The organism is Pseudomonas paraeruginosa (genome assembly GCF_003025345.2).
In the GTDB taxonomy this organism is placed as follows: Bacteria; Pseudomonadota; Gammaproteobacteria; order Pseudomonadales; family Pseudomonadaceae; genus Pseudomonas; species Pseudomonas paraeruginosa.
Window position 1 is genome coordinate 5608950 of sequence record NZ_CP020560.1, and the last position, 13145, is coordinate 5622094.

A 13145-nucleotide genomic window follows, 5' to 3' on the forward strand; every position below is an offset into this window, starting at 1 on the left:
CGCAGAGCCGTGCAAAAGCAGGTCCGACCCCGCCAACCATGAGGCCCTGCCCGTTTCCGTGCACTGGCACGCAACTTGCTCACTTGTGAGGCAGGTTGCCCTGGCGGAGTATTCCGGCCGGCATCACCCGATACTGGGGCACAGAAAAAAGCTCCCAGCTCTAATCCCTCCTGGAGGACAGCATGTCGTACAAGTCGCACCAACTGATCAAAGACCATGACGTGAAGTGGGTAGACCTGCGCTTCACCGATACCAAGGGCAAGCAGCAACACGTCACCATGCCGGCTCGCGACGCGCTGGACGATGAGTTCTTCGAAGCCGGCAAGATGTTCGACGGCTCCTCCATCGCCGGCTGGAAAGGCATCGAAGCCTCCGACATGATCCTGATGCCGGACGACAGCACCGCCGTCCTCGATCCGTTCACCGAAGAACCGACCCTGATCCTGGTCTGCGACATCATCGAGCCGAGCACCATGCAAGGCTACGAGCGCGACCCGCGCAACATCGCCAAGCGCGCCGAGGAGTACCTGAAGTCCACCGGCATCGGCGACACCGTGTTCGTCGGCCCGGAACCGGAGTTCTTCATCTTCGACGAAGTGAAGTTCAAGTCCGACATCTCCGGCTCGATGTTCAAGATCTTCTCCGAGCAGGCTTCCTGGAACACCGACGCCGACATCGAGTCCGGCAACAAGGGCCATCGCCCGGGCGTGAAGGGCGGCTACTTCCCGGTACCGCCGGTCGACCACGACCATGAAATCCGCACCGCCATGTGCAACGCCCTGGAAGAAATGGGCCTGGTGGTCGAAGTCCACCACCACGAAGTGGCTACCGCCGGCCAGAACGAGATCGGCGTGAAGTTCAACACCCTGGTCGCCAAGGCCGACGAAGTGCAGACCCTGAAGTACTGCGTGCATAACGTCGCCGACGCCTACGGCAAGACCGTGACCTTCATGCCGAAGCCGCTGTACGGCGACAACGGCTCGGGCATGCACGTGCACATGTCGATCTCCAAGGACGGCAAGAACACCTTCGCCGGCGAAGGCTATGCCGGCCTGTCCGAGACAGCCCTGTACTTCATCGGCGGCATCATCAAGCACGGCAAGGCCCTGAACGGCTTCACCAACCCCTCGACCAACTCCTACAAGCGCCTGGTCCCGGGCTTCGAAGCCCCGGTGATGCTGGCCTACTCGGCGCGCAACCGCTCCGCCTCGATCCGCATCCCGTACGTCTCCAGCCCGAAGGCCCGCCGTATCGAAGCGCGCTTCCCGGACCCGGCAGCCAACCCCTACCTGGCCTTCGCCGCGCTGCTGATGGCCGGCCTGGACGGCATCCAGAACAAGATCCACCCCGGCGATGCCGCCGACAAGAACCTGTACGACCTGCCGCCGGAAGAGGCGAAGGAAATCCCGCAGGTTTGCGGCAGCCTGAAAGAGGCGCTGGAAGAGCTCGACAAGGGCCGCGCGTTCCTGACCAAGGGCGGCGTGTTCACCGACGAGTTCATCGATGCCTATATCGAGCTGAAGAGCGAAGAAGAGATCAAGGTGCGCACCTTCGTGCACCCGCTGGAATACGACCTGTACTACAGCGTCTGACCCACCGTTTCCTATAACAACGAGTCACCCTCTTGAGGCCTCCTTCGGGAGGCCTTTTTTATGGGCCACCGCATTTAGACTTGCCGCGTTCCCCGCCCCGAGGACGAGGACCGTCCATGCGTCACTCGCTCTGGCTCCTGCTCGCCGCCGTCCTCAGCCTGCCCGCCCAGGCCGGCACCGAATGCCGCGATATCCACGACCGCGACCTGCGTCGCATCTGCCGGATCACCCTGCAGTGCTAGATGCCGCCGTCCGCCGGCGCGCCCTGCTCGTCCGGCTCCGCGGACCTCGCCCTGGGCGCCCGGCTCAACTGCACGTTGAGGCGCGGCATCGACAATTCCAGGCCGGCCTGGTCGAGGCGCCGGCGCAGGCGCAGGTTGAACGCCCGCTGGACTTCCCACTGCTTGATCGGCGCGGTCTTGAAACGGAAGCGCAGGACCGCCTGGCCGTTGTCGAAGCTCTCCACGCCCTGCAATTCCATCGGCGACCACAGGTTGCGGTAGACCGCCGGGTCGCTGCGCAGCTCCATCGCCACCTCGCGCACCAGCGCCACCGCGTCGTCGATCGGCATGCTCGCCGGCACCGGCCAGCGGAACATCGCGTAGCCGAACTGGCGCGAGTAGTTCTTGATGCTCTTGATCTCGCTGAACGGGATGGTATGCACCACGCCGTCCAGGTCGCGCAGGCGCACGGTGCGGATGGTCAGGCCCTCGACCGTGCCCAGGTGGCCGCCGACGTCGACGTAGTCGTCGATCGACAGCGAGTCCTCGATGATGATGAACAGGCCGGTGATCAGGTCGGCCACCAGCGACTGCGCGCCGAAGCCGATGGCCAGGCCGATCACGCCGGCACCGGCCAGCAGCGGGGTGACGTTCATGCCCATGTTGGCCAGGGCGACGATCAGGGCGATCACCGCGATGGTGGCGAACAGCACGTTGCGGATCAGCGGCAGCATGGTCAGCGCGCGGGTGTTCGGCCGGCTCTTGCCGCCCAGGCCGAGGCTGTGCTGGATCGCGGTGTCGGCGAGGATCCAGATCAGCCAGGCGACCAGCAGGGTGGTGCCGAAACTGACCACCTTCATGCTGATCTGCTCGCCGTCGCCCTCCGCATAGCGGATCAGCGACATGCCCCAGACACGCAGGGAAACCTCGATGAAGAACAGCACCACGAAAATGTGCAGCAGGGTATAGCCGAAGCTCTGCAACTGCTCGATATACGGCGCGCTGCGCCGCGGGCCGGCGCCGACCCGGCCGGAGCGCCGGCGGATCAGGCCGATCACGGTCATCGCCACCACCGCCAGCAGCGCGCAGACCAGCGCCCGACGCAGGGCCGAGCTGCTGTCGCCGGCGGAGACGAAGGTGGCGAACAGGGAAATCCCCACCAGCACCAGCACCGGCACGAACCACAGCGAACCGACCAGCTGCACCAGGTCATGCAGGCTGCGGCGCTTGAGGCGACGCTCCAGCGGCTGGTTGCGGATCAGGTGAGCGATCGGCCGGCGGAAGCGCATCACGAACAGCGCGGTGAACAGTGCCGCGCTGGCGTTGGCCAGGGTGCTCAGGCAGACCGAGGTGTGTTCGCCGAGCCCGGCGATCAGCCGCGGATCGTGAGCCACCTCGCCCAGCGCGGCGAGGCTGCCGATCAGCCACAGCGGACGGAACGCCTGGCGCCGCAGGATATCCAGGGCGCGCTGGCGATGCGGGCCGCTGAGCAGCGAGAGGGAGATCACGCACAGCGCGGAGAACAGCGTGCCGCAGACCAGCACATAGGCCATGACCATCGCCAGGGTCTTGCTCAGCGAGTCCGGCAGCACCACCGACAGGTACAGGGTGATGAAGAACGCCACCAGCCAGGGCCCCAGCTTGCGCAGGGCGAACAGCAGCAGGTCGCGGGTCTTCGGATGCTGCGGCAGCTCGGCGGACAAGCCGAAGCGCGCGCGCATCCGGCGGCTGAGCCAGAGCAGCGCGCTGGCCAGGCAGGCCCAGAGCAGGATCACCACCGAGAAGTCGAAGACCATCGACGGCAGGTCGCGCCAGCTGGGGAAGCGCTCCTCCAGCTCGGCGCGCGCCAGCTGGAACTGGTTGCCCCACAGCGCCACCGGGCTGTTCGCGCCCTGGAACTGCTTTTCCAGGCTGGTCAGGGTATCGCCGATCAGGCCCAGCACCCCGCCTTCGCTTTCCTTGCCCTTCTTGGTGACGTCGCGCAGCTGTTTCAGCTTTTTCAACAGATCGGCGCGCTGCCTGTCGTTCTCCAGGGTCTGGATCACCTGGTTCAGCGATTGCTCCAACTGCGCATCGCTGACCTTTTCGCCACCGGAGGAACCCGCCAGCGGGTTCGGCAGGGCCGCCGCGCCGGGCGGCGAATAGAACAGGGCGAGGCAGAGGCACAGCAGCATGCCAGCCAGGGCGCGGGAGCGAAGGGAGAACAGGGTGATGATCGGCACGAGAAAGGCAGTCCCCAGTGAGAAAGCGAAACAGCCGCATCATACAAGCCGCGAGCCCGCCGTTTCGAACGGGTCCGCCGGCCGGCGGCGCAGGCACAGACACTCTGGCGCAACGAGGGTTCGTCCACCAGCGCCGGCTGAGACGAACCTGGCCGCAGCCGAAGGCACAGCGACCGCCAACGTGCCCCAGCGCACACCTTCGAATACCCGCATGCCGCACAATGCACGGCTTGCCAGCGCGCCGATGCGGTGCAACGCTTGGCAGGTTCACCCGGAGACCGTCCATGCGCCTGATCATCAGTTGCCTGCTCCTGGCCGCCGCCCTGCCGGCCGGGGCGCAGATCTACCAATACACCGACGCCAACGGCAACAAGGTGTTCACCAACCAGCCGCCGGACGGCGTGCAGGCGCAGACCGTGGAACTGCAGCCGACCAATACCGTGGGCATCGACACGCCGGCCAAGGCCCCGGCCGACGCAACGCCCGTCGGCGGCGAGGCCTCCGCCGCCTACGAGATCCTCGCCCTCAGCGACCTGCCCACGGAAGAGGCGCTGCGCGCCAACAACGGCACCTTCAACGTCAGCGTCAGCATCCGCCCGGCCCTGCGCAGCGGGCACCAGCTGCAACTGGTGCTGGACGGCAAGCCCTACGGCACGCCGAGCAGCGGTACGCGCTTCACCCTGCATGAGATCGACCGCGGCGACCACAGCCTGGCGGTACAGGTGCTCAACGGCGAGCGGGTGCTGCAGGCCAGCCCGCCGGTCAGCTTCACCGTGCAGCGCGTGCACCTGGGGAAGAAGCGGTGATCCCGCGCCTTCTCGCCGCCGTCCTGCTGTGCCTGGCCTGTGCCGCGCAGGCGGGGGTCTATACCTACATCGACGCCGAGGGCAACCGCGTCTACACCGACCAGCCGCCCAGCGGGCGCAAGGCCCAGCGCGTCGAGCTGGCGCCGAGCAACAGCGTGGCGCCGCCGGGCATCCGCTATCGCCCGCCCGCGGCGCCGATCGAGGTGAAGCCGCCAGCCTACCAGTTGCTGCGTATCCTCTTCCCCGAGCCGGACGCGACCCTGCGCGAGAACAGCGGCGACGTCATCGTCACCGTCACCAGCGAGCCGGCGCTGCTGCCCGGCCATCGCTATCGCCTGCTGCTCGACGGCAAGCCTGCCGGGACGCCGGGACGCAGCCCGGTGTTCCCGTTGAAGAACCTCGATCGCGGCACCCACCAGGTCGCAGTGGAAATCATCGATGCCGACGGCATGACCGTGGAAAGCACGCCGAGCCAGCCGTTCCACCTGCACCGGGTGAGCATCGCCGCCCAGCCCCTGCAGGAGTTCGATACGCCGCTGGTCAGTGCGGTACAGCCGGCAGCACGCTAGCCGAACTTTCCCTGCCCGCATCGCCGTGGGCAGGATTTTCCGGTTTTTTCCCAGGCTGTCCTGGCGAAAACGCCGCTTGCCACGCCAATGCACCAGATTGGTGCGAATACCCGCACCACTTTCTATACTGTCCCCATTTCGGGTCACCGCTGGTCGCCGAAAACCTTCCCGGCGCACCTCTAGCCAGCGCCTCGGCAGAAAAAACGCGCCTTTTCGGCGCCTGGTTTGCTTTTTGCATTTTCCTGCCCAACCTTGGAACAGCTGCCCGCCATGCCGACCGATACCCTGCACCGACTGCTGCTCGACAACCTGACCACCGCGGTGATCCTGCTCGATGGCGAGCTGCGCCTGGAGTACATGAACCCGGCGGCGGAGATGCTCCTCGCCGTCAGCGGCCAGCGCAGCCACGGGCAATTCATCAGCGAGCTGTTCACCGAGTCGCCGGAAGCCCTGAACTCGCTGCGCCAGGCGGTGGAACAGGCGCACCCGTTCACCAAGCGCGAAGCCACCCTGACCTCGATCAGCGGGATCAGCATCACGGTGGACTATGCGGTGACCCCGATCCTCAACCGCAACGAGACCCTGCTGCTGCTCGAAGTCCATCCGCGCGACCGGCTGATGCGGATCACCCGCGAAGAGGCGCAGTTGTCCAAGCAGGAGACCACCAAGCTGCTGGTGCGCGGCCTGGCCCACGAGATCAAGAACCCGCTCGGCGGCATCCGCGGCGCGGCGCAGTTGTTGTCCCGGGAACTGCCGGAAGAATCGCTGAAGGACTACACCAACGTCATCATCGAGGAAGCCGACCGACTGCGGAATCTGGTCGACCGCATGCTCGGCTCGAACAAACTGCCGAACCTGGCGCCGACCAATATCCACGAGGTGCTGGAACGGGTCAGCAGCCTGGTGGAGGCGGAAAGCCAGGGCAGCATCACCCTGGTCCGCGACTACGACCCGAGCATCCCCGACCTGCTGCTCGACCGCGAGCAAATGATCCAGGCCGTGCTCAACATGGTACGCAACGCCATGCAGGCGATCGCCGGGCAGAACGACCTGCGCCTGGGTCGCATCACCCTGCGCAGCCGCACCCTGCGCCAGTTCACCATCGGCCACACGCGGCACCGCCTGGTGTGCAAGGTGGAGATCATCGACAACGGCCCGGGCATTCCCGCCGAGCTCCAGGAAACCATCTTCTACCCCATGGTCAGCGGCCGCCCGGACGGTACCGGACTCGGCCTGGCCATCGCCCAGAACATCATCAGCCAGCACCAGGGGCTGATTGAATGCGAGAGCCACCCCGGCCATACCGTGTTCAGTCTGTTCCTGCCCCTGGAACAAGGAGTGCATTGACCATGAGCCGATCAGAGACCGTCTGGATCGTCGACGACGACCGCTCCATCCGCTGGGTACTGGAAAAAGCCCTGCAGCAGGAAGGCATGACCACGCTCAGCTTCGACAGCGCCGACAGTGTCATCGGCCGCCTCGGCCGGCAGCAGCCGGACGTGATCATCTCCGACATCCGCATGCCCGGCGCCAGCGGCCTCGACCTGCTGGCACAGATCCGCGAGCTGCATCCGCGCCTGCCGGTGATCATCATGACCGCGCATTCCGACCTGGACAGCGCGGTGGCCTCCTACCAGGGCGGCGCCTTCGAGTACCTGCCCAAGCCGTTCGACGTCGACGAGGCGGTCTCGCTGGTCAAGCGCGCCAACCAGCACGCCCAGGAGCAGCAGGGCCTGGAGCTGCCGGCGAACCAGGCGCGCACGCCGGAGATCATCGGCGAGGCGCCGGCGATGCAGGAGGTGTTCCGCGCCATCGGCCGCCTCAGCCACTCCAACATCACCGTGCTGATCAACGGCGAGTCAGGTACCGGCAAGGAACTGGTCGCCCATGCCCTGCACCGCCACAGTCCGCGGGCGGCATCGCCGTTCATCGCGCTGAACATGGCGGCGATCCCCAAGGACCTGATGGAATCCGAGCTGTTCGGCCACGAGAAGGGGGCCTTCACCGGGGCCGCCGCCCAGCGCCGCGGGCGCTTCGAGCAGGCTGACGGCGGCACCCTGTTCCTCGACGAGATCGGCGACATGCCGGCGGACACCCAGACCCGCCTGCTGCGGGTGCTGGCCGACGGCGAGTTCTACCGGGTCGGCGGGCACACCCCGGTGAAGGTCGACGTGCGGATCATCGCCGCCACCCACCAGAACCTGGAAAGCCTGGTGCGCGACGGCAAGTTCCGCGAGGACCTGTTCCATCGCCTGAACGTGATCCGCATCCACATCCCGCGCCTGGCCGACCGCCGCGAGGACATCCCGGCCCTGGCCCGGCACTTCCTCAGCCGCGCCGCCCAGGAGCTGGCGGTGGAACCCAAACTGCTGAAGCCGGAGACCGAGGACTACCTGAAGAACCTCGGCTGGCCGGGCAACGTCCGCCAGTTGGAGAACACCTGCCGCTGGATAACCGTCATGGCCTCCGGCCGCGAGGTGCACATCGACGACCTGCCGCCGGAGCTGCTCACCCAGCCGCAGGACAGCACCCCGGCGGCGAACTGGGAGCAGGCCCTGCGCCAGTGGGCCGACCAGGCCCTGGCGCGCGGCCAGTCGAACCTGCTGGACAGCGCCGTGCCAGCCTTCGAACGGATCATGATCGAGACCGCCCTCAAGCACACCGCCGGGCGCCGCCGCGATGCCGCCGTGCTGCTCGGCTGGGGCCGCAATACCCTGACCCGCAAGATCAAGGAACTGGGGATGAACGTCGATGGAGCCGACGACGAAGGCGACGACTGAAGCGCCACTGCTCCCATGAGCGAGCAACGGGGCCTTCGGGCCCCGTTTTTCATGGCCCGTCGCGCCGCCCCTGCCAAGCGAGACGCCGCCCCGGCCTCGGCACCGTACCCACCCGGCACCGCCCGCCGAACCGTGGCGCAGGCCAATATCCGCCGGCTCGGCGGGGCTGCGGTCCTTGCCCGGATTTTGGGCAGCGTGCACCAGCAGGCGACAAATCGGCAGGAATCGCTGGCGGAAAAGCCCGCTCCGTCATTTTTCCGCAATCAACTTCCCACAATCCCCTGGGATGCCGCCAAGCCCTTGATCCACGGGCTTCCAGAGACTTTAATCACCAGCTCGCCCACAGACTTATCCACAGAACCCCCAGGCAAGCCAGCACGCCGCCAGCCCCTTCAAAATTGGCACAGCCCCTGCATTGAAGCAGACAACGACGATTTCGGGGGCCTCGGTACAGGCAGGCTGGGGAATCCCCCCTTTTACACCCGGCGGCAGGCGCAGCATCCGCGCGCAACCGCCACACCCGTTTCGGGGACCTCGGTACAGGCAGGCTGAGAACTCCCCTCTTTTATCCCGGCGGCACCGCGATCCGCGCTCCGCCCTCCCGTTTGGGGACCTCGGTACAGGCAGGCTGAGAATTCCCCCTTTTATTCCCGGCCGTCGAGCCCCTGCAGTTCGACGGCCAGGCGCCAGTCCCCCCCGCTCTCCGACCATTGCCAGCGCCCCTCCAGGGGGCGGGTCGAGACCAGGCTCAGCAGCAGCATCTTCCCCTCTTCGCGGATACGCCAACGCAGCGGCTGGCCCTGCCAGCGCCCGTCGCCCTGCTGCGTCACGCCGCGGGCGGCGATACGCAAGGTCAGGGCACCCTCCACCCGCGCCGCCGTGATCGCGGCCTGGCGGTCGAAGCGCAGGAGCAGGCCTTCATCACTCTGCTCCACCGCCAGCAATTGCGGCACAGCCTCCGGCAGCGAGCCGGGGCCGAACAGCCTGCCCAGCATCAGCCCGAACAACAGCCCGAGCAACACCAGCGCGCCCCAGACTTTCCAGCGCTGGCGCCGCAGATCGTAGGTGACGGCGGTAGAATGCCGCCCGTTATCTGCTCCGGAGCCCTGCATGTTCCATGTAATCCTGTTTCAACCGGAGATTCCTCCGAATACCGGCAACATTATCAGGCTCTGCGCCAACGCCGGCTGCAGCCTGCACCTGATCGAGCCGCTCGGCTTCGAACTGGACGACAAGCGCCTGCGCCGCGCCGGCCTGGACTACCACGAGTACGCCAGCGTGCGCCGCTACCCGGACTTGCAGGACTGCCTGGAAGCCCTCGGCCAGCCGCGCCTGTTCGCCTTCACCACCAAGGGATCGCGGGCCTTCCACGAAGTGGCCTACCAGCGCGGCGACGCCTTCCTCTTCGGCCCGGAAAGCCGCGGCCTGCCGGAAGAGGTGCGTAACGCCCTGCCGGCCGAACGACGCCTGCGCCTGCCGATGCGCGAAGGCTGCCGCAGTCTGAACCTGTCCAATACGGTGGCGGTGACCGTCTACGAAGCCTGGCGCCAACTCGGCTTCGCCACGGCCTGAGGAGCCGGACGGCAGGCATGAAAAAGCCCGCGCGAGGCGGGCTTCCTGGCAAAGCGCGAGGCTTATTGCACCGACGGCGTCGGGATTTCGCCAGACGCTTGCATGCGGGCGATTTCCTGGGCGTACAGGGCATCGAAGTTCACCGGCGACAGCATCAGCGCCGGGAACGAACCGCGCACCACCAGGTTGTCCAGGGCTTCGCGGGCGTACGGGAAGAGGATGTTCGGGCAGAACGCGCCGAGGGTGTGGCTCATGCTCGACGGATCGAGGTTCTTGATCAGGAAGATACCGGCCTGCTGCACTTCGGCGATGAAGGCGGTGGTGTCCTCGCCATTCTTCACGGTCACCGATACGGTCAGGACCACCTCGTAGAAATCGCCGTCCAGCTGCTTCTGGCGGGTGTTCAGGTCCAGGCTGATGGACGGGTTCCATTCCTGGCGGAAGATTTCCGGGGACTTCGGCGATTCGAACGACAGGTCGCGCAGGTAGATACGCTGCAGGGAGAACTGGGGTTGCTGTTCGTCGGCAGCGCCGTTGGTAGCTTGCTCGGTCATTTTCGGGCCTTCCCTTGGGTCAATTCATGAATGGTTTCAGGCAGACAGCAGCGCGTCCAGCTTGCCGGCGCGCTCCAGTGCATGAAGGTCGTCGCAACCGCCGACATGGGTCTCGCCGATCCAGATCTGCGGCACGGTGCTCGATCCCGCCTTGCGCGCCAGCTCGGCGCGCAGCTCGGGCTTGCCGTCGCAGGCGATCTCCTGGAAGTCCACGCCCTTGCGCTGCAGCAGCTGCTTGGCGCGGATGCAGTAGGGACACCAGGCGGTGGTGTAGATCACGACGGGCGGCATGTCACTTCACCAGCGGCAGGTTGTCGCCGCGCCAGCTGCCGATCCCGCCGGACAGCTTGGCGGCGTTGAAGCCGGCCTTCTTGAGGACGCCGCCCCAGGTGCCGGAATGCTGGCCCATGGCGTCGACCAGGATGATGGTCTTGCCCTTGTACTTCTCCAGCTCGGTCATGCGGCTGTTCAGCTTGTCGGCCGGGATATTCAGCGCGTCGACGATATGCCCGCTGGCGAACTCCTTGGCCGGGCGGATATCCAGGACCACCGCCTGGTCGGCGTTGACCAGCGCGGTCAGCTCGCGGGTCGACAGGCTCTTGCCGCCCTTGCGCAGTTCGTGCAGCAACAGCAGGACCAGCAGAACCAGCAGCGCCGCGACCAGCAGGTAGTGGTTGGTGGCGAACTCGATCAGACGGGAAACGAATTGCATGGTGACGGATATCCAGGGCGTAAAAAATGCCGGCCAGTATACAGACCGCGCCGGCCAGGGGGGAACCCGCCGACCGGTGCCCCGCTCGGCTCCAGGAAATGGCGTCGCAGGAAACTTCACGGTTAGAATGCCGGTCCTTTTCTGTGAAGCTGGCCAGACCCAGCCTGGGTGCGGCTCGAGCGGGACGAGGACGGCGAAGAGAGTGGCGAACGCGTGCGAATCGGCGTGATCGCTTTAATCAATCAGCCTCTTCCTACGTCCTAAACGACAATGTTCCCACTGAACTTGGTCAGTTTCTGAACCCCGCGGAAATAGAGCCGGACATATGACTGCCACGCCCAAACCCCTGGTCCTGATCATCCTGGACGGCTTCGGCCACAGCGAAAGCCCCGACTACAACGCCATCTACGCCGCGAAGAAGCCGGTCTGGGACCGCCTCCTGGCGACCCAGCCGCACGGACTGATCTCCGGCTCCGGGATGGATGTCGGCCTGCCCGACGGGCAGATGGGCAACTCCGAGGTCGGCCACATGAACCTCGGCGCCGGCCGCGTGGTGTACCAGGACTTCACTCGCGTCACCAAGGCCATCCGTGACGGCGAATTCTTCGACAACCCGGTGATCGCCGGCGCGGTCGACAAGGCCGTGGCCGCCGACAAGGCGGTGCACATCCTCGGCCTGCTCTCCCCGGGCGGCGTGCACAGCCATGAAGACCACCTGGTGGCGATGGCGCAGATGGCCGCCAGGCGCGGCGCCGGCAAGATCTACCTGCACGCCTTCCTCGATGGCCGCGATACCCCGCCGAAAAGCGCCCAGCCCTCGCTGGAGCGCCTCGACGCCACCTTCGCCGGGCTCGGCAAGGGTCGCATCGCCTCGATCATCGGCCGCTATTTCGCGATGGACCGCGACAACCGCTGGGACCGCGTCCAGGCCGCCTACGAGCTGATCGTCGACGGCAAGGCCGAGTTCACCGCCGACTCCTCTGTGGCCGCCCTCGAGGCCGCCTATGCCCGCGGCGAGAGCGACGAGTTCGTCAAGGCCACCGCGGTGGTCCCGGCCGGCGCCGAAGCGGTGCGGGTCGAGGACGGCGACGCGGTGATCTTCATGAACTTCCGCGCCGACCGCGCCCGCGAGCTGAGCCGCGCCTTCGTCGAGCCGGCGTTCGGGGAATTCCCCCGCCAGCGCGCGGCGCAGCTGGCCGGCTTCGTCATGCTGACCCAGTACGCGGCGAGCATCCCGGCGCCCTGCGCCTTCCCGCCGGAGCCGCTGACCAACGTCCTCGGCGAATACCTGGCCAAGCACGGCAAGACCCAACTGCGCATCGCCGAGACCGAGAAGTACGCCCACGTGACCTTCTTCTTCTCCGGCGGCCGCGAGGAACCCTACGAAGGCGAGGAGCGCATCCTGATTCCCTCGCCGAAGGTCGCCACCTACGACCTGCAACCGGAGATGAGCGCGCCGGAAGTCACCGACCGTATCGTCGAGGCCATCGAGCAGCAGCGTTACGACGTGATCGTGGTCAACTACGCCAACGGCGACATGGTCGGCCACACCGGCGTCTTCGAGGCCGCGGTCAAGGCCGTGGAGTGCCTGGACACCTGCATGGGTCGCATCGTCGAGGCACTGGACAAGGTCGGCGGCGAAGCCCTGATCACCGCCGACCACGGCAACGTCGAGCAGATGGAGGACGAGTCCACCGGCCAGGCGCACACCGCGCACACCTGCGAACCGGTGCCCTTCGTCTATGTCGGCAAGCGCAAGCTGAGCATCCGCGAAGGCGGCGTGCTGGCCGACGTGGCGCCGACCATGCTGACCCTGATGGGGCTGGAGCAGCCGGCGGAGATGACCGGGCGCAGCATCGTCATCCTCGACTGATTCCCTCGTAGGGCGAATAACCGCGTTGCGGTTATTCGCCGCTTCTGCGGGCCATCGGCGGATAATGCCTGCGACGTCATTCGCCTCGCAGGCGGGCGCTGCCGATCGGCCGACAGGCTTGACCACCGGCATCGAGGCCTGTGCCGCGGTTTTCATTTTCAGCATCTTCTCCCGAACCCTCCGCAGGGCCGCCGAGGCCCGTGCTAGCCTTGCCCGCGCTGTCTTTTCCATCTGCCCTACAAGG

At 66.5% G+C, this 13145-nt stretch carries 13 protein-coding genes; 8 read left to right on the top strand and 5 right to left on the bottom strand.

Going from position 1 to position 13145, the window contains the following annotated elements; all coding sequences use genetic code 11:
• Positions 1–182 precede the first annotated feature (182 nt).
• Together glnA and B7D75_RS29970 are read left to right on the top strand one after the other, a co-directional pair.
• Positions 183–1592 carry a glutamate--ammonia ligase gene (gene glnA / locus B7D75_RS26520; protein ID WP_003096016.1) on the top strand — a complete coding sequence of 470 codons (1410 nt, stop codon included), beginning with the start codon at positions 183–185 and terminating at the stop codon, positions 1590–1592.
• 116 nt (positions 1593–1708) lie between these two features.
• Positions 1709–1834 (top strand): hypothetical protein, encoded by a 126-nt coding sequence (locus tag B7D75_RS29970; RefSeq protein ID WP_260394459.1) that lies wholly within the window; start codon positions 1709–1711, stop codon positions 1832–1834.
• Here the strand turns inward: B7D75_RS29970 and B7D75_RS26525 are convergent.
• Positions 1831–4035 (bottom strand): mechanosensitive ion channel family protein, encoded by a 2205-nt coding sequence (locus B7D75_RS26525; RefSeq protein WP_043100333.1) that lies wholly within the window; start codon positions 4033–4035, stop codon positions 1831–1833. The genes B7D75_RS29970 and B7D75_RS26525 overlap by 4 nt on opposite strands.
• Positions 4036–4319: 284 nt before the next feature.
• Here B7D75_RS26525 and B7D75_RS26530 point away from each other — a divergent pair, with 284 nt between their 5' ends.
• The 4 genes from B7D75_RS26530 (at position 4320) to ntrC (ending at position 8190) form a co-directional block, all read left to right on the top strand.
• Positions 4320–4841 (top strand): DUF4124 domain-containing protein, encoded by a 522-nt coding sequence (locus B7D75_RS26530; protein WP_058129727.1) that lies wholly within the window; start codon positions 4320–4322, stop codon positions 4839–4841.
• On the top strand, positions 4838–5410 hold the full coding sequence (locus tag B7D75_RS26535) for a DUF4124 domain-containing protein (RefSeq protein ID WP_034081801.1): 573 nt from the start codon (positions 4838–4840) through the stop codon (positions 5408–5410). The genes B7D75_RS26530 and B7D75_RS26535 overlap by 4 nt, the downstream gene beginning before the upstream one ends.
• A gap of 270 nt (positions 5411–5680) precedes the next feature.
• Positions 5681–6757: a two-component system sensor histidine kinase NtrB gene (ntrB, locus tag B7D75_RS26540; RefSeq protein WP_003155555.1), complete on the top strand. Its 1077-nt coding sequence runs from the start codon at positions 5681–5683 to the stop codon at positions 6755–6757.
• 2 nt (positions 6758–6759) lie between these two features.
• Positions 6760–8190, top strand: coding sequence for a two-component system response regulator NtrC (gene ntrC, locus B7D75_RS26545; protein ID WP_012077778.1), 1431 nt, complete (start codon positions 6760–6762; stop codon positions 8188–8190).
• Between the two features lie 644 nt (positions 8191–8834).
• On the opposite strand, the gene B7D75_RS26550 is transcribed toward ntrC, so the two are convergent.
• Entirely contained in the window at positions 8835–9302 is a 468-nt protein-coding gene (locus B7D75_RS26550; RefSeq protein WP_003155554.1) for a hypothetical protein, read from the bottom strand.
• Here B7D75_RS26550 and trmL point away from each other — a divergent pair.
• Complete coding sequence (gene trmL, locus B7D75_RS26555; protein WP_003155552.1) at positions 9301–9762, top strand: tRNA (uridine(34)/cytosine(34)/5-carboxymethylaminomethyluridine(34)-2'-O)-methyltransferase TrmL; 462 nt, start codon at positions 9301–9303, stop codon at positions 9760–9762. The two genes, B7D75_RS26550 and trmL, sit on opposite strands and share 2 nt — an antisense overlap.
• Positions 9763–9824: 62 nt before the next feature.
• Here the strand turns inward: trmL and secB are convergent, their stop codons facing one another.
• Genes secB through B7D75_RS26570 form a run of 3 tightly spaced genes read right to left on the bottom strand, consistent with a single transcriptional unit; the run spans position 9825 to position 11028 of the window.
• Positions 9825–10316, bottom strand: a complete 492-nt coding sequence (gene secB / locus B7D75_RS26560; protein WP_003096050.1) for a protein-export chaperone SecB — start codon at positions 10314–10316, stop codon at positions 9825–9827.
• A 36-nt stretch (positions 10317–10352) separates the two neighbouring features.
• A complete protein-coding gene (gene grxC, locus B7D75_RS26565; RefSeq protein ID WP_003155550.1) occupies positions 10353–10607 on the bottom strand; it encodes a glutaredoxin 3 in 255 nt (84 codons plus the stop codon).
• A gap of 1 nt (position 10608) precedes the next feature.
• On the bottom strand, positions 10609–11028 hold the full coding sequence (locus B7D75_RS26570) for a rhodanese-like domain-containing protein (protein ID WP_003096058.1): 420 nt from the start codon (positions 11026–11028) through the stop codon (positions 10609–10611).
• 325 nt (positions 11029–11353) lie between these two features.
• On the opposite strand from B7D75_RS26570, the gene gpmI reads away from it, so the two are divergent.
• The gene (gene gpmI / locus B7D75_RS26575) at positions 11354–12901 is read left to right on the top strand and encodes a 2,3-bisphosphoglycerate-independent phosphoglycerate mutase (RefSeq protein ID WP_034081805.1); all 1548 of its coding nucleotides are present in this window, start codon (positions 11354–11356) and stop codon (positions 12899–12901) included.
• Positions 12902–13145 lie beyond the last annotated feature (244 nt).